19 protein-coding genes are annotated in these 15,963 nt (G+C 46.8%); all 19 read right to left on the reverse strand.

The features are described 5' to 3' along the window. Positions 1 to 15: 15 nt before the first annotated feature. Positions 16 to 879 carry a MinD/ParA family protein gene (locus ACX1C1_RS21020; RefSeq protein ID WP_458954106.1) on the reverse strand — a complete coding sequence of 288 codons (864 nt, stop codon included), beginning with the start codon at positions 877 to 879 and terminating at the stop codon, positions 16 to 18. Then, entirely contained in the window at positions 872 to 2,185 is a 1,314-nt protein-coding gene (gene flhF, locus ACX1C1_RS21025; protein WP_458954107.1) for a flagellar biosynthesis protein FlhF, read from the reverse strand. Before flhF ends, ACX1C1_RS21020 begins: the two co-directional genes overlap by 8 nt. Continuing rightward, positions 2,182 to 4,212: a flagellar biosynthesis protein FlhA gene (gene flhA, locus ACX1C1_RS21030; RefSeq protein ID WP_458954108.1), complete on the reverse strand. Its 2,031-nt coding sequence runs from the start codon at positions 4,210 to 4,212 to the stop codon at positions 2,182 to 2,184. Before flhA ends, flhF begins: the two co-directional genes overlap by 4 nt. Before the next feature lie 27 nt (positions 4,213 to 4,239). Further along, a complete protein-coding gene (flhB, locus tag ACX1C1_RS21035) occupies positions 4,240 to 5,331 on the reverse strand; it encodes a flagellar biosynthesis protein FlhB (RefSeq protein ID WP_458954109.1) in 1,092 nt (363 codons plus the stop codon). A 13-nt stretch (positions 5,332 to 5,344) separates the two neighbouring features. Continuing rightward, positions 5,345 to 6,139, reverse strand: a complete 795-nt coding sequence (fliR, locus tag ACX1C1_RS21040; RefSeq protein ID WP_458954110.1) for a flagellar biosynthetic protein FliR — start codon at positions 6,137 to 6,139, stop codon at positions 5,345 to 5,347. Between the two features lie 13 nt (positions 6,140 to 6,152). Continuing rightward, the gene (fliQ, locus tag ACX1C1_RS21045) at positions 6,153 to 6,422 is read right to left on the reverse strand and encodes a flagellar biosynthesis protein FliQ (RefSeq protein ID WP_458954111.1); all 270 of its coding nucleotides are present in this window, start codon (positions 6,420 to 6,422) and stop codon (positions 6,153 to 6,155) included. Positions 6,423 to 6,443: 21 nt separating this feature from the next. Continuing rightward, positions 6,444 to 7,187: a flagellar type III secretion system pore protein FliP gene (gene fliP / locus ACX1C1_RS21050; protein ID WP_458957750.1), complete on the reverse strand. Its 744-nt coding sequence runs from the start codon at positions 7,185 to 7,187 to the stop codon at positions 6,444 to 6,446. Positions 7,188 to 7,194: 7 nt separating this feature from the next. Continuing rightward, positions 7,195 to 7,827 carry a flagellar biosynthetic protein FliO gene (locus ACX1C1_RS21055; RefSeq protein WP_458954112.1) on the reverse strand — a complete coding sequence of 211 codons (633 nt, stop codon included), beginning with the start codon at positions 7,825 to 7,827 and terminating at the stop codon, positions 7,195 to 7,197. A 15-nt stretch (positions 7,828 to 7,842) separates the two neighbouring features. Continuing rightward, positions 7,843 to 8,205, reverse strand: coding sequence for a response regulator (locus ACX1C1_RS21060; RefSeq protein WP_087570964.1), 363 nt, complete (start codon positions 8,203 to 8,205; stop codon positions 7,843 to 7,845). A 20-nt stretch (positions 8,206 to 8,225) separates the two neighbouring features. Next, a complete protein-coding gene (gene fliY, locus ACX1C1_RS21065; RefSeq protein ID WP_458954113.1) occupies positions 8,226 to 9,473 on the reverse strand; it encodes a flagellar motor switch phosphatase FliY in 1,248 nt (415 codons plus the stop codon). Beyond that, positions 9,463 to 10,464, reverse strand: coding sequence for a flagellar motor switch protein FliM (fliM, locus tag ACX1C1_RS21070; RefSeq protein WP_458954114.1), 1,002 nt, complete (start codon positions 10,462 to 10,464; stop codon positions 9,463 to 9,465). The genes fliY and fliM overlap by 11 nt, the downstream gene beginning before the upstream one ends. Positions 10,465 to 10,499: 35 nt before the next feature. Continuing rightward, positions 10,500 to 10,964, reverse strand: a complete 465-nt coding sequence (locus ACX1C1_RS21075) for a flagellar basal body-associated FliL family protein (RefSeq protein ID WP_458954115.1) — start codon at positions 10,962 to 10,964, stop codon at positions 10,500 to 10,502. Further along, a complete protein-coding gene (locus tag ACX1C1_RS21080) occupies positions 10,961 to 11,188 on the reverse strand; it encodes a flagellar FlbD family protein (RefSeq protein ID WP_458954116.1) in 228 nt (75 codons plus the stop codon). Before ACX1C1_RS21080 ends, ACX1C1_RS21075 begins: the two co-directional genes overlap by 4 nt. 75 nt (positions 11,189 to 11,263) lie before the next feature. Continuing rightward, a complete protein-coding gene (flgG, locus tag ACX1C1_RS21085; RefSeq protein ID WP_458954117.1) occupies positions 11,264 to 12,076 on the reverse strand; it encodes a flagellar basal body rod protein FlgG in 813 nt (270 codons plus the stop codon). A 96-nt stretch (positions 12,077 to 12,172) separates the two neighbouring features. Beyond that, entirely contained in the window at positions 12,173 to 12,565 is a 393-nt protein-coding gene (locus ACX1C1_RS21090) for a TIGR02530 family flagellar biosynthesis protein (RefSeq protein WP_458954118.1), read from the reverse strand. Further along, the gene (locus ACX1C1_RS21095) at positions 12,562 to 13,047 is read right to left on the reverse strand and encodes a flagellar hook capping FlgD N-terminal domain-containing protein (RefSeq protein ID WP_458957751.1); all 486 of its coding nucleotides are present in this window, start codon (positions 13,045 to 13,047) and stop codon (positions 12,562 to 12,564) included. Before ACX1C1_RS21095 ends, ACX1C1_RS21090 begins: the two co-directional genes overlap by 4 nt. Positions 13,048 to 13,094: 47 nt before the next feature. Beyond that, entirely contained in the window at positions 13,095 to 14,465 is a 1,371-nt protein-coding gene (locus tag ACX1C1_RS21100; protein ID WP_458954119.1) for a flagellar hook-length control protein FliK, read from the reverse strand. A 63-nt stretch (positions 14,466 to 14,528) separates the two neighbouring features. After that, a complete protein-coding gene (locus ACX1C1_RS21105; RefSeq protein ID WP_458954120.1) occupies positions 14,529 to 15,434 on the reverse strand; it encodes a MotE family protein in 906 nt (301 codons plus the stop codon). 82 nt (positions 15,435 to 15,516) lie between these two features. Then, positions 15,517 to 15,963 carry a flagellar export protein FliJ gene (gene fliJ / locus ACX1C1_RS21110; protein ID WP_458954121.1) on the reverse strand — a complete coding sequence of 149 codons (447 nt, stop codon included), beginning with the start codon at positions 15,961 to 15,963 and terminating at the stop codon, positions 15,517 to 15,519.

Genomic DNA, 15,963 nt, shown 5'->3' on the forward strand with positions numbered 1-15,963 from the left:
TCAAGCAACAAAGGATTACCTTGCTAGTCTGAACAATTTTGTCAAAAATCCTCTGACGCCGCCATTCTCCGTTCCAGAGTTCGGCAGCTCTAGGTAGGCTTCAGCGATCCGCGTTAGCGCAATCGCAGCTTCACTAGCAGGATAAGCAATCAGAAACGGTATTTGCCGTTTTACAGCTTTGGATACATGAACATCATCCGGCAAATATCCAAGTGACGGGAGCTCTGAATGCAAGAATCGACTTGCAACTAAGCTAATTTTCTGAGCCGTTTCTCTACCTTCTCGCGGATCGGATGCGCGATTGACGATTAGCTTAAAGTTGGCGTCGATCCCCATCGATTTCACCATTTTGATTAGCGCGTAAGCATCGGTAATCGAAGTCGGTTCAGGAGTCGTGACGACAATTGTCTCATGTGCTGCAGAGATGAATCGAACGGTTTCTTTGGATAAACCGGCCCCGGTATCAAACAGAATCACATCATATTCTCCATGCAACTTCTCAACTTCCGTCGCGAATCGGTCAATTTGATCTGAAGTTAATTCAAGCAAATCTCTGAATCCGGAACCGCCGGCGATATAATGTATACCTTCAATGCCAAGCTGGATAATATCCCAGATCGTCTTTTCTTGCTTTAACAAATGATAGAGACTGTAAGTCGAAGAAGAACCCATTAACACATCGATATTTGCCATTCCGATATCGGCATCGAATATAAGGACTTTCTTACCTTGCCGTTTAAGAGCAAGCGCGAAGTTCAAGCTGAAATTCGATTTACCGACACCGCCTTTGCCACTCGTGACCGTCAAGATTCGAGTATCCTGCCGGTTAACCTCCTGCTGCCTGACCAAATATCGCAGTGCTTCCGCCTGATCATTCATGAGCAGGATCTCCAAGCAGAAGGGATAGGTATGAACGGCTATCAAATTTTGCAACATCATCCGGAACATTCTGTCCACTGGCGATATAAGTAGGATGAAGTTCCAAATTCATTACTAGATTAAAGATTGCACCGAATGCCGAGGTCTCATCAAGCTTGGTGAACAGGATTTTCGAAACCCCATACTTTTGGAATCTCTCGGCGATGGCGACCATATCAGCCGTCTTGCCCGTTAAACTAACAACTAGTATGGTTTCACTAGTCTCGTTCGACTGCAATAGACTGTTGACCTCTGATACATGAAGCTCGCTTCTGAAATTTCTGCCCGCTGTATCCATTAGGATCAGCTCCTGGCTGCTAAGAGCTTGATACGCTTTGGGCAAATCCATAGGCGAGAAAACGACTTCCAGCGGCACATTGAGAATATTTGCATACGTACGCAATTGGTCGACAGCCGCTATCCGGTAGGTATCAGAGGTAATAAAGCCGACCTTCCGCCCTTGCTTAATCGTATATTCGGCTGCGAGCTTTGCGATTGTAGTCGTTTTCCCGACGCCGGTTGGTCCAACAAAGTAAAGCACTCTTGCATCTGCCCGAATACCATGATGGCAATATGGTTTCATCCATTCCTCAAGCATAATCATAGCTTCACGCCATAACTCTTCACCTGTAAATGTAGAACCCTTCATCTTCTCTTCTTCCAACAACGCCTGAATTAGCTTCTCTGACCAAATCGGATCTACTTCTTGAACATTCAGCCGATTCTTGAGCGCGATGAACGAGTCAGACATCGATTCGATTTCTTGCCTAGATCTGGTCAGCTTCACCATATATTCGCGCAAATCACGAATCTCGTTGATGATGAATTGTTCCTTCTCCATCCGAGCGTCTGCTACGGCAGTTGCCTTAGTCGAAACTTGAGGTTGAGCGTTGTTACTCATAGCAGCCTGATAGCTTCTATTCTGCTCTTGATAAGGATTCACAGCCGTGCTAGCTGGAACGGCTTTGGGCCTTACAGGCTGCTCCATAGTGGCTGTTGCAGCTCCAGTCCGTTGTGCCGTTTGCAATATTTGCTCCACCATGGCTGAAACATCTGGCTGAACTTTGCGCGAATTGATTTCTTGCTGGTTCGCCGAGCCAGTCTCTACTGCAGCTATGACTTCCATCTTCTTCTTGCGGAACATGCCCATGAAACCGCCGACTTTAATTTCCTTGGTCTCGAGGATGACCGCGTCGCTGCCAAGATCCGTCCGTATCATCGAAACGGCTTCTGGCAACGCGCCCACAACATATCGTTTCACCCTCATAGATTTACCACTCCTACGCTTTGGACTTCAATATTAGGCTCTAGCTCGCTATAGGATAATACCGGCACTTCCTGCATCGTACGTTCGATAATCTGTCTCAAATACATTCGTATGGTAGGCGAAGCGAGTACGATTGGTTGTTGACCGGATTGGATCTGCCTGCTGACATATTCACCGATCTTCTGATAGATTTGCTGTGTCGAGATAGGATCAAGAGCAATATAACTGCCTTGATCGGTCTGTTGCACGGCTTCCGCAATTTTTTTCTCTAGCTGCGGTCCTACAGTGATTACTCTCAATGTATCTCCTCCTGGAGAGAACTGCTGAGTAATTTGACGAGACAGTGATTGTCGTACATATTCGGTAAGAATATCTGGATCTTTGGTGTAATGTCCATGGTCGGCAAGCGACTCGAAGATGGTCACCAAATCTCGGATCGATACTTTTTCCTTTAACAGCTTAGCTAGTACTTTCTGCACGTCGCCAACAGTCAAGATAGAAGGAATCAATTCGTCGATGAGTGCAGGATACGATTCCTTGACGTTCTCGACCAGCATCTTCGCTTCTTGACGACCGATAAGCTCATGTGCATGTCGTTTAATTATTTCCGTCAAATGAGTTGCTACTACCGATGGTGGGTCGACAACCGTATATCCGGATAACTCCGCTCTTTCTTTCATCGCTTCGTCAATCCAGATCGCAGGAAGTCCGAATGCCGGCTCAGTCGTCTCAATGCCAATGACCGAATCATCTTCGAACCCAGGAGACATTGCCAGGTAATGATTAAGGAGCAAATCCCCCCGCGCAACAGTGTTTCCTTTAATCTTAATCACATATTCGTTAGGCTTAAGCTGAATATTATCTCGTATCCGTATGACCGGTACGACAAGCCCTAACTCCAAGGCGCATTGTCGACGGATCATAATAATCCGGTCCAGCAAGTCTCCGCCTTGCTGCGAATCTGCCAATGGGATTAATCCATAACCGAATTCGAATTCGATTGGATCCACTTGCAGTAAGCTGATAACACTCTCGGGGCTTCGTACTTCTTCAATCTGCTGTTCTTCCACCAGCAACTCATCTTGCTCTTGTTTCTGAACAAGCCGCTTCTGCATCATATAGCCGCCAATTACGAGGATGATCGCATATGGCCACGTGCTGAACAGTCCGATTGGAGTAAGACCGAGTACAGCAATGGTGCCAGCCGCGATGTACAACATTTTGGGATATCTGAATAATTGTCCTGTTACATCATCTGCCAAACTGCCTTCGGAAGCTGCTCTTGTTACGATCAAGCCGGCAGCAGTAGAAATCAATAACGCTGGAATTTGTGCAACTAGACCATCACCGATTGTCAGAATCGAGAAGGTTTCGAGCGATTCGGCAAAGCCCATACCATGCATCGCCATACCCACTACAAATCCGCCAATGAGGTTGATAATAAGAATGATAATGGTAGCGATCGCATCGCCCTTAACGAACTTACTCGCACCATCCATGGCGCCATAGAAGTCGGCTTCCTTCTCGATCTTCGCACGGCGCTCGCGCGCCTGCTGTTCGTTAATCAGACCTGAATTCAGATCGGCGTCGATACTCATCTGCTTGCCCGGCATCGCATCTAGCGTGAACCTTGCAGCAACCTCTGCTACCCGCTCAGAGCCTTTCGTGATAACGATGAATTGAACGACGACTAGTATTAAGAATACGATAAATCCGATAGCGACTTCACCGCCGCCTACCCAGCGTCCAAAAGTCTCGATAACTTCCCCTGCTTCAGCATGCTGGAGAATGCTTCGAGTAGTAGATACGCTGAGTGCAAGCCTGAATAATGTTGTAATGAGCAGGATTGCTGGGAATATCGAGAAATCCAAAGCTTCTTTCGTATTCATCGCAACGAGTAGAATCATCAGCGCGATCGAAATGTTGAGAATAAGCAACAGGTCGATTAGGAAGATCGGGATCGGGATAATCATCATGAGCACGATTCCGATAATTCCAACTATGATTAATAAATCCTTTGCTTTCATGATGCTGCCTCCTCCCGCGAACGACCGCTATTTGACACGGCCTTTCAATTTATATACATACGCAAGCACTTCGGCTACTGCTTGAAACAGATCTCCGGGTATGGCATCACCGATCTCTGCCCTGTCATACAGTGCTCTTGCAAGCGGTTTGTTTTCCATCGTTATGACGCCATGTTCCTTGGCAATCTCTTTAATTCTTAATGCAACATGATCCATCCCCTTCGCAAGAATCGTCGGCGCTTCCATATTGGCTGCATCGTATTTAAGCGCAATCGCAAAGTGGGTCGGGTTCGTAATGACAACATCCGCTTTAGGCACTTCTTGCATCATCCGCTGGAGTGCCATCTTTCGTTGTCGTTCACGAATACGCCCTTTCGTGAGAGGATCACCTTCCGTTTTCTTATGTTCATCTTTAATATCTTGTTTTGACATCTTTATACTTTTTTCATGTTCGTATTTCTGGTACATGAAATCGAGAAATGCTAGAACGACGAGGACAGCGCCGATCTGGACCCCTAACTTAAGGGTTATGCTCGCCGTGAAGGCGAAAATTTCTTGGATGGGCTGCATCGATAGATTCAACAACCTGTCCCATTGCTGGGCGATAGCCATGTAGACTAGTACACCGATAATAATGACTTTCAGAATACTTTTCAAAAACTCGACAAGACTTCTCATCGAAAAAATTCGTTTAAATCCTTCGATAGGATTCAATTTACTTAATTTCATCTTAAGCGGGTCGCCTGTGAACAGAAATCCAAATTGAACGACATTGCCTATGATTCCGACTACAATAACAATTGCAAAAATCGGTAACAGAATCATCAACGACTGCCATAACAAGTTGATAAACAACTCCATAATGTTTTCAGTCGTCAGCTGCAGCGTTAACCAATCTTGGAACAAACTACCGAACAAGGCCATGATTCTTGTATTGTAATAATCCCCTAGCATCATAAAAGATGCTGATACGAATAACAGGATCAAAGCGCCAGCCAAATCTGACGATTTGGCTACTTGGCCCTTTTCTCGGGACTCACCACGTTTCTTTGGAGTCGCCTTCTCCGTTTTCTCCTGGTTGAAGAGCTGAAGATCCAGCTTGTAACGATACGTACGCAAGAGCAGCGGCCTCCTAGGTTGCGTCGGGTGGTACTTGTATAATGCCGAAAAGTTGCTCTAAGGAATCAAACATCAGCGAGAACAGCTTTTCGAACAGTACAGCCATACCAGGCAACAGCAAGAACATCAGAACGAGACCAACGATGATCTTAAGCGGGATGCCAATGACAAAGATATTAAATTGCGGTGCCGTCTTAGTAAGGAATCCGAGACCTAGATCCGTCAAAAACATCGCTACTACGAGGGGAGCAGATACCTGCAACGCAAGCAGGAATGTATTGCTGAATGTACGTGTCAAAAATTCAGTAATGCCACCGCTCATCATCCGGCTGAACATATCATTGGCTAACGGAAGCCATTGATAGCTATCCATTAGACCTGTCAGCAAGTAATGATGCCCGTTCATTAATAGAAAAACGACAATCATCAGCATATACTTGAAATTGCCCAGTAACGGCGCAGATGCACCAGTATGCGGATCTACGACATTCGCCATAGCGAAACCAATCTGCATGTCCATTATGGAACCGGCCATTTGAACGATCATAAAAAATAGGTAGACAACATATCCCAACAATACGCCGATCAAAATTTCCCGAATGACTGCAAGTACATATTCCGCATCCGTAACGACAGTTTGATCCATCCCATACGTTAGAAATACGATAAAAGAGATAAAAAAACCTAAGCCAATCTTAAATGTATTCGGCACGCCTCGCGAAGAAAAGACAGGCGCTATGACGAAAAACGCTGTAATTCGACAAAAAATAAGCAAAAAAATAGGAAACCCTTGTACGATTGCATTCATCAACTCTCACAACCTAACCGATGTAATGATGGAGATTGTTCAGCAGCCGGTAAGTGAAGTCGACAACCGTGTTTAGTATCCATGGACCAAAAATAATAATTGCGAAAAAGACGGCTACGATCTTAGGCACGAAAGCGAGTGTTTGTTCTTGAATCTGAGTTGTCGCTTGAAAGACGCTGATTAGCAATCCAACGACTAATGCGAGAACCAGCATTGGAGCACTGGCTTTCAGTACCGTGTACACCGCATCACCAGCCAACCCGATAACGAAGTCAGCACTCATACACGGTTCCCTCCCGATTCATCATGTGTTGAAGCTGAGCAGCAGCGACTTGACTATCAAATACCAGCCATCCACAAGTACAAACAATAATAGCTTGAACGGCAGTGATATCATGATCGGCGGCAACATCATCATCCCCATCGCCATTAAAGTGCTGGCGACAATCATGTCGATGACTAGGAACGGGATAAAGATCATAAAGCCCATCTGGAATGCAGTCTTAAGTTCGCTTATTGCATAAGCCGGAATAAGCACGGTTAGAGGAATATCTTCATATGTAGAAGGTTTTTCCGTTTGGGTGTAGTTTAGAAACAGAAGTAAATCCTTTTCCCTCGTGTGAGAAAACATAAACTTCTTCATTGGAATTGCCGCTTCCTCAAATGCTTCCGTCTGTGAAATCTCACCTTTTAAGTAGGGTTGCAGCGCAACCTCATTAACTTGGCCAATTGTTGGAGCCATGATGAAAAACGTCAGGAACATGGCGAGTCCAATTAATACTTGGTTTGGCGGCATCTGCTGTGTACCTAACGATGTACGGACAAATCCGAGTACGATGACGATACGTGTGAAGCTAGTCATCAATACCATGATCGCTGGTGCGATACTTAGGACCGTTATTAGAAGCAAAAGTGACAATGCACTTGTGCCTGGCTGTCCTCCATCTTCCCCATTGTTGCCGATATTAATAGAAATATCGGGCAACGGTTCTGCAAAGGTATGACTTTGAAGCAGTAATGAGAGCAGTAGAACGGCGAAGAAGGACATCCATCTTTTATTTCTCATCATCCATCAACCGTTCATTCGTATTTTGTTTGTTGAATAGATTTTCGAGCTGCTCCTTACGGCCCGATTGCTGACTTAATTTGTTCTGCAGCAATTGTTGGAAGGATGCAGATTCGTTCCAGCGTTCATCATTCGGCTGCTTCTCTTCTGTCTTACCCGAGCGCCAGCGACGGATCAACGCCGTAACATCCTTCGGATTCCAAGAACCTTCCGTTTGTTTCGCGAGAGCGGCGATAACTGCAGCAACCTGTTCCGGATCCTCGAATTTGTCTAGCAGTGTAATTGTTTCTCCTACACCAACCACGTAGATGCGGTCGGCGATCTCTACAACCTGCATAGAGCTGTTCTGTCCTAACGCAACTCCGCCCAGAGAACGCATCGACCGATTCGATCCCCATGCTCGGCTACGATTGGATAACCATTTGATGACCAGAACAATCAATGTAATAACAATGGCAAGCGAGACGATAACCCACACCATACCTCCTAGCAAATCACTAGGTTCCGATCCGGGGATCGGCTCAGGAGTTTCGCCTAAGGCGTTGCTGTTGGCAGCAGCGACCAACGGCAATGCCGACAAGCCGACCGCTGCCAACAAGGCGGAACGTATTAGTAATCTCATAACACCGTCGCTGCCTTAGCCTAACGTTTTCTTAATCGCTTCGATGACGCGATCCGCTTGGAATGGCTTAACGATGAAGTCTTTAGCACCTGCTTGAATGGCGTCGATTACCATTGCCTGTTGGCCCATTGCGGAGCACATAATCACTTTGGCGTTACCATCCATCTTCTTGATCTCTTTGAGAGCAGAGATCCCGTCCATCTCTGGCATTGTAATATCCATTGTAATGAGATCCGGTTTCAGTTCCTTGTATTTCTCTACTGCTTGCGCTCCATCCTGTGCTTCACCTACAACCTCGTAGCCGTTCTTGGACAGAATATCGCGAATCATCATGCGCATGAAAGCCGCGTCGTCAACTATTAGAATCCGATTTGCCATGTTCATTTCCTCCTAGGATGTTATTGTAATTTTTGAATGCGGTCCCATTGGCTGACGATATCCGTAACGCGGACGCCGAAGTTCTCGTCGATGACAACAACCTCGCCTTTGGCAATTAACTTGTTGTTGACCAGAATATCGACAGGTTCACCTGCTAGCTTGTCCAGCTCAATGATGGAGCCCTGGGACAGCTCGAGAATATCTTTGATTTGCTTTTGGGTTCTACCTAATTCTACAGTGACTTTCAGCGGTATGTCGAGTAATAAATTAAGATTCGTAGCGTCTTGAGGGACAAAAGGCGCATTGTTGAAATTAGCGAACTGAACAGGCTGTACATTCACATTCCGATTGAGACTATTTGCATGCACTGGTTGTCCCGGATATGCGCCATGCATGTCGTAACCTGGTGCCGGAATACCGTAGCCACCATTCGCGTACATAGGCTGCTCGACCTGTGGAGCGTGCGGTGGTGGAGCCATCATAGCTGCGGCTGCCGTTTGCTGCATCGCAGCATGTTGCTCAGCCTCTGCCGCTTTGGCAGGAGCTGGAGTTGGAGCCGGCTCTGCCGGAAGTTCCGCTTCGCCCATAAGCGTGGCCACCATCTGTTTCGCGAACGATACAGGGAGGAGCTGCATGATTGTCGAATCGATCAAATCGCCGATCGTCAGATGGAACGAAATTTTGATAAATACATCCACTGGCGGCAAGTGCCCGATTCCATCTCCCTTACTAACATCCAGAATATCGATGCCAGGAGGAGAAATGTTGACAAAACGATTGAAAATGGTAGACATGGAAGTCGCTGATGACCCCATCATTTGGTTCATAGCTTCCTGCACTGCGCTAATATGAATTTCATTTAATTCGCCAGCTTCGACAAGACCTTCTCCACCAAGCATCAAATCTGCAATCACTTGGGCATCTTTTGTACGGATGACAAGCGAATTGATGCCCTCAAAGCCGTCAACATACTGCACACTGACTGCTACATGTGGTTTCGGGAAAATTTCCCCGAGTTCCTCTCTTCTGACCAAAGTAACTTGAGGTGTCGTAATGTCAACTTTCTTGCCCAAGAGTGTCGAGAGCGCTGTTGCGGCACTTCCGAACGTTATATTCCCGATTTCTCCCAATGCATCTTGTTCGATCGAAGAGAGAAAATCAGATAGCTGAACCTCTGTTGAAGGTCCCTGTATATCATCGGGTTCATTGGAGGATTGACGAAGCAACGCATCAATTTCCTCTTGTGATAAATAATCTTTACTCATCATAATATTCCTCCGCTCCTTCGCTAACAATTTCGTCTACCTGCACGGCAATGCGGTCTCTTACGGATCCAGGACTGCCGATAAACTTCAGTTTATCGCCAACCTTAATTCGAATTCCCTCATCCACCGACTTGTTAAGCGACAATACGTCTCCGATACCTAGTGATAGAAACTCTTGAATGGTAATGGATGACTCCCCTAGTTCAGCAACGATCGGAAGCTTTGCTTTGTTGACGCGCTGCTCCAGAATTTCGACTTCTTCCGGTATACGTTCTTTCTTTTGAGACACGAACCAATGATGGACAGATAATCTAGACATAATAGGCTCGATAACAACATGCGGGATACAAAGGTTAATCATCCCAGTCGTATCGCCGATCTTTGTACTGAAAGAAATAAGAGCAATCGTTTCATTGGGAGATACGATCTGCATAAACTGCGGATTCGTCTCAAGTGCTTCTAATCTTGGCGAAATGTCTATGATCGTCTTCCAAGCCTCTTGCAGGCTATCGAAGGTTCTAGCGAATATCCGCTCCATGACGGTCGTTTCGATTTCAGTCAAATTGTTAATCTTGGACGGTGCAGTACCTTGTCCACCCAACATGCGGTCCAGCATCGCGTAAGCGACGTTCGGATGCACCTCGAGCACCATACGTCCCTCTAGCGGCTCCGCTTCGAAAATGTTCAGAATCGTCATCTTCGGAATGGAGCGAATAAATTCGTCGTAAGGCAATTGTTCTACGTCTACGACGTTAATCTGAACAAAGGTACGAAGCTGCGCCGAGAAATAGGTTGTCAAATATCGCGCGAAGTTTTCGTGTATGCGAGTCAAGCTTCGGATATGGTCCTTTGAGAAACGAACAGCCCGTTTGAAGTCGTACACGCTGACTTTGCGCGTAATTTCTTCTTTCTTCAGATCCTCCGCGTCCATCTCTCCGGATGACAACGCTGCTAACAGGGCGTCAATCTCGTTCTGCGATAATACATCAACCAATTCTCTCACCCCCTTCGAGGATTATGCCTAGTGAATTATAGTTCGGTAATGATAAAATCAGTAATTTCTACTTTAATCAGCTTGCCTTTAGGCATAGCCGGATTGATCATATTGAGCAGCTTGCTCTCCAAAGCGTCTTCGCCCTGCGATCCAACTAATTCCTCTGCAGTCGTATCCGCTAGTGTGCGGCTGATCATAGGTTTAATTTCGATTTCCAGAAGTTTGTCGAAATCTTCTTTCGTCTTTTTCGCGTCGAGCTGGAACGCAAAGCTGATGATGACCACTTTTTCAGGATCCTTCAGATTGCGGCGGAAATCATTGAGTTCGGCCGTCACCTCTACCCGCTCATCTGCCGAAAGCACCTCGATTTCGACCTGCTCCTTGTCGGCGGCCGTGTCAGCCGGATCGTTGAACAAGGATCGGAATAATATAATCGAAACGATAGCGATAAGCGTAATGGATAATAGAATTGTTATTAACCAAGGCAACATTTTTTTCATGACGTAGGACCCTCCGTTTGTTCACTCTTTTGGGCCGCTGCGACGAGGCCTATTGTTTGAAGAAACTGCTGATTCAAGCGAAGCAGATCGGAGGACTTCTCCTTCACCACCAATTTTTTACCTGTTGTGAGTGTGATCACGGTATCGGCAGCCTCTTCAATCAATTCAATGAGAAGCGCATTAATGATAACTTTGGTTCCATTCAAACGCGTTACGGTAATCATTAGCTACCCCCTTGCTATGTAGGAGGAGGCCGATCGGTCCGGCCTCCCGATTCTTAACCGCTATCGGTTAGAAAATTAACGTTTCAAATTTACAACTTCTTGCAGAATTTCGTCAGAGGTTGTAATAATTCTAGAGTTGGCTTGGAAACCACGTTGAGCAACGATCATTTCAGTAAACTCTGCCGTAAGGTCAACGTTCGACATCTCAAGCTGGCCAGAGATAATGGCACCAGTGCCGAACTCTGGATCGTTGGCTGTCAACACTTCGAATTCGCCGTCTGGATTAGCGTTTACCGTCATTCGATACAAGTTGCCGCCCAGTTTCTCAAGTCCACCTGGATTGACAACCTTCGCGATACCAAGCTGTGCTACTTCTACCTGGCCATCGGCCGTAACACCAATTACAGTACCGTCTTGACTGATCGAGAATGCCGTAACTTCTTCGTCAAGAACAATTGGGGCACCGTCTGCTCCCAATACGAACATCCCATCGGATGTGACTAGCTGCCTTGCAGCGTCAAGCGTGAAGTTACCAGCACGGGTTAAAAGCATTTCAGCATCTTCTCCAGCCGAAACAACAAAGAATCCGTCGCCATCGATACGAAGATCGGTAGCTTGGTTGGTAGTCATTGCGCTGCCTGCTGTGTGAATCGTATCAATCGCGCCGATCGAAACTCCGAGTCCGATCTGCTTAGCATTAACGCCGCCACGTTCTCCATCTTCAGGTGCGGTTACGCCAGATACTGTTTGACTCAGAATATCTTGGAACATGACGCGGCCTGCTTTAAAGCCTACCGTATTCACATTCGCAATGTTATTGCCGATTACGTCAAGTTTGGTTTGAAATCCTCTCATGCCGGAAACGCCGGAATACATCGATCTTAACATAGCTCAATTCCTCCAATGGTCCATATGATCGCGATCCTTGCCCTGCGGCCGCTTCAGTCGGTCCACGGCCTTAGGCTCCCTCATAGAGGTCCAGCCTTAGCTCAAGATGATCGCACTGTCGATTTGGGTGAATACATTGCTTTTCATTTGGTTGCCGTCCATTGCCGTTACAACCGTGCGACTTGGCACATTCACGATCATGGCGACGTCCTTGTATACGATTAGGGAGTCTTTGGCGCCTTTGGAAGCAGCATCGTCCACAGCTTGCATAATCTGTGACAACGAATCCGGCTGAAGGTTGATGCCTCTCTGTTCCATCCTCATCGCCGCATGCTGGCTAAACTTTAATACTTTTGACTGCAGCAGATCACGAAACTCGGTGGATGTTGGCTTTGATCCCGATGCTCCATTGCCTTTGTCCGACTTGTCTAGCTGCAACGGTGTTGACTTGAGTGGAAACATCTGACCGATTGTCATTCGTTCGCTCATACGCTCTCCTCCTCCCCTTCATCAGGAGAAGCAGGGGCTGTAATCTCAGTCTCAGAGATCGCAACAACGTAATCAAGCGCAACTTCTTTGTCTCCAGTCTTGGCGTATAACAAACCATCTTTGGACAAAATGGAGTCTACTTTCCCTGTTAACGAAGTGACGTTACCTTGATTGTCATATTCATACCACTCGATAAACTTGCCGATTAGACTGGATGCTGAGCCGATGCTTTGACGCATGAGCGCTAGCTCGCCCGACATGTTCATTAACTGCTCGACGGATGTAAACTGCGCCATTTGCGCAATAAAATCTTTATCTTGCATAGGCTGCATCGGATCCTGATTTCTAAGCTGCGTTACTAGAATCGAAAGGAATTGATCCTTTCCAAGTGTATCTGACGGAGTCCTGTTAGCTGCCGCCTGCACATTGGATTGGGAGTAATTCGGCCATACATTACGGGTAGATACTGCGTCTGCCACTATATTCACCTCCGTTCGACTAGGCTTCTAGCTGCTTCGATCGGTTATTTCTAAGCTGTCTCATTAATTGAGCGGCCAAATCCGAGTCCTTGAATTGCAGCCTGCTCGGCCATATCCTGCTCAAAGGCAGTATCCGTTACAATTTCACCGTCTCGGAAGCCTTGGCGATCACCGGATTGCTTACCACCTTGCTGGCCATTGCTGAACTGTTGATTGGTTAAATGCGAAGCTGAGCTGCTTTGCGTCACTTCCAGCTTTTCAATATTCAATCCTTGCGCCTGAAGCGCAGCCCTTAACTGAAGCATTTGATTTTCGAGCATATCCTTCGCCATTGCATTGTCCGCTTGGAACACGGCTGTCAAGATTCCATTCTGCATGGAGATTTTAATATCTACTTGACCAAGATGCTCCGGGAACAATATGAGTTTAGCTTCCGTTCCGCCGCTAATCGATTTGATATCGAACTTTTGGACGATTAGCCCTTCCATCGTCTCTGCGAACTCGTCAGCCAGCACATAGGCGCTTGGCGTGCTCGTTCCCTTGAGCAGTGAAGCAAAATCTCTCACATTGTCTGCATGGATGAGCGGCAATTGAGTTGGTGATTGCGAGTCACCGCCACTGGACATTCCTTCTTGTAAGGAAGCTGCTTCGACAGACTGTACTTGTTGCTCAGTCAACGCTTGTATGAACGCTGGATGCACGCTTTGATGGCTTAATCGTTGCAGATGGGTTTGCGTTTCCTTCACTCCTGATGGCAATGCCGCCAACCAATCCGGCACATCCACTTTCGAAACGTCCTTTGTTCCCTGTGTTTCTTGAGCTTGACCGCCTGTCAGCTTAGCACCCAGGACTTGCAACTGTTCGGCAATCATGGCATAAGGAGCTTGTCCATGTAATTGCTTGAGAGAACCTTGTTGCAGAGTCGCTTGCAACTGAAGCAGAGCATCCTGAATGCTGCTCTTCAATTGTGCCGAAGATTCCTGTGCGCTGATTGCTTCGAGACCTTCCGAAGCCTGTTGCACCGATTGAGCCTGAAGTTTTACGACCGGTGCGCCGAGAAGTGCCAGGAGCGCATTCAAGTTTTCCAACGTTGCAGTCAGCTCATCGAGCTCATGCTCGGTTACAGCCTCTGCTTCTTCGCTTGTTCCATCAAGCTGATCGATTAAACCATCGATAGTAGCCATTAGTTCTTCCAGTGAAGGAGCAAGTGCGGAGGTCTCATTAATTGCTTGAACACCTGGTTTACCAGCGACCATTGCAACAGTTCCCGTTTGAGTGGAAGATGACTCTGTGCTTGTTTCTCCAGCAATCTGTTGAACTAACGTTTGCTGAAAAGCTGCCTGACCCTTTGCTCCTGCTTGTACATTAGCGACAGGCGTCTGCACGGAAGTAGTCGCCATTCCTGGTATCATCATTTCCATTGTCTATTCACCTCCTTTCTTAATGGATTCGTTCGACTTCTCAACTATACTTCTTGAAGCCGATCAGGAACCGGCCATTAACTTCGTCACGATCGTTGCCGTAGCCGCCTCGTCAATCCCTGACATCTCGGTAAGAATTCCCGATCTTGCCGTGTTGCTAACGGAATTCAATATTCGAATGACTTTGCTTGGGCTGATGTCCTTCATCTTAAGCAGCATTTCGCCTGCGCTCTTGGCATCCATCGTTTCAAATGTGGCGCTTAGCTGCTCCTGATTAAGCGTTGCGGATACTGGTGTTTCGTCGGATCCGGCCGACTCATTTAATCTCGTTTGCAGCGCAGCGATTTGCAGATCCTTTACGCTGACGTTATCCTTCAGTTTCATCGTTGCTTCTGCTGCGATCTTTGGATCCATTTTCTCCATGATTTTCACGCGGTCATCCGAGCGCATGGAGGCAAACAACAGTACGATTTCGTCAATGTTCATATTTTGAACGATTGGCGCAGCTTTACTTGGCGTCATTTTGGCGAACATGCTGGACAACTCTTCGATCTTTGCCGTATATTGCTCAGATTCCAGCAATTCTGACTCCGTCAATTGCTTCAGTTGCGCATTCTCGTCCTCAAGTCCCTTTACAGTCTGCTCTTGTGCAGCAGTTGTCTCAGTTGCCGCTGCCAGTTCAGTTTTCAAGGTAGAAAGCTCAGCTTCCAACTCTTCAATCTTTTCCGTCATCTTGATGTTGCGGATAGATTCGTCATCCATCATGCTTCCGGAAACTTTAGGTTCGGGCAGCACTTCCTTTAAAACCGGTATCGAATTGCCTACTTCCAATGCCTTATTACGAAATTCCATATCGAACATCGCATATAACACACCGAGCAGCACAATTACGAACAGGATCGGAATCATCAAAAACATGAATCGTTCGAACGCATTATAATTTTGTTTCTCTACACCCGTCTCCGCCAATTTCATTCACTCCTCTGCCGGCGTAGCAAGCTCCGTTGCCAGTAGCAATGAGCATTCTTGCAGTACGTTGATCAAATCCACTTTATGGTGTCGATATCATAAAGCGTACGGTGGCCATTTCATCCAGCTCATTCTGTTCTTTAATCTGAAGGGCATGTCGGAATTTATCCCAAGCATGATCTTTGGCTTTCAGCCAAACCTTTTCGTCCTTAACCTTGTCCGCTAGCTTGGATCTGTTCTGTTCCACCACTCGCTCGGCTTTCAGCACATCCAAACGTTTTTTCTCAATGCACGATTGCAGATGATCAATGTACTGACCAATCATGACGACCTCGGATAACGGGATGGCTTGCAGCGAAGCTTCTTGCAGCTTCTGCTCCCACTCTTCTTTGGCTAGCAATAGCTCACGAAGGGACATCTCCTGCACCGACAACGCGGACAATGCGTCCGAAAGCTGCCATTCCGCCTGCAACTTCTGACTGCCCTTTAGATCTACAACCTTTTGAAATGAGTATTGGAACGCTGCCAC

The sequence above is a fragment of the Paenibacillus sp. strain BS8-2 genome (assembly GCF_054483835.1).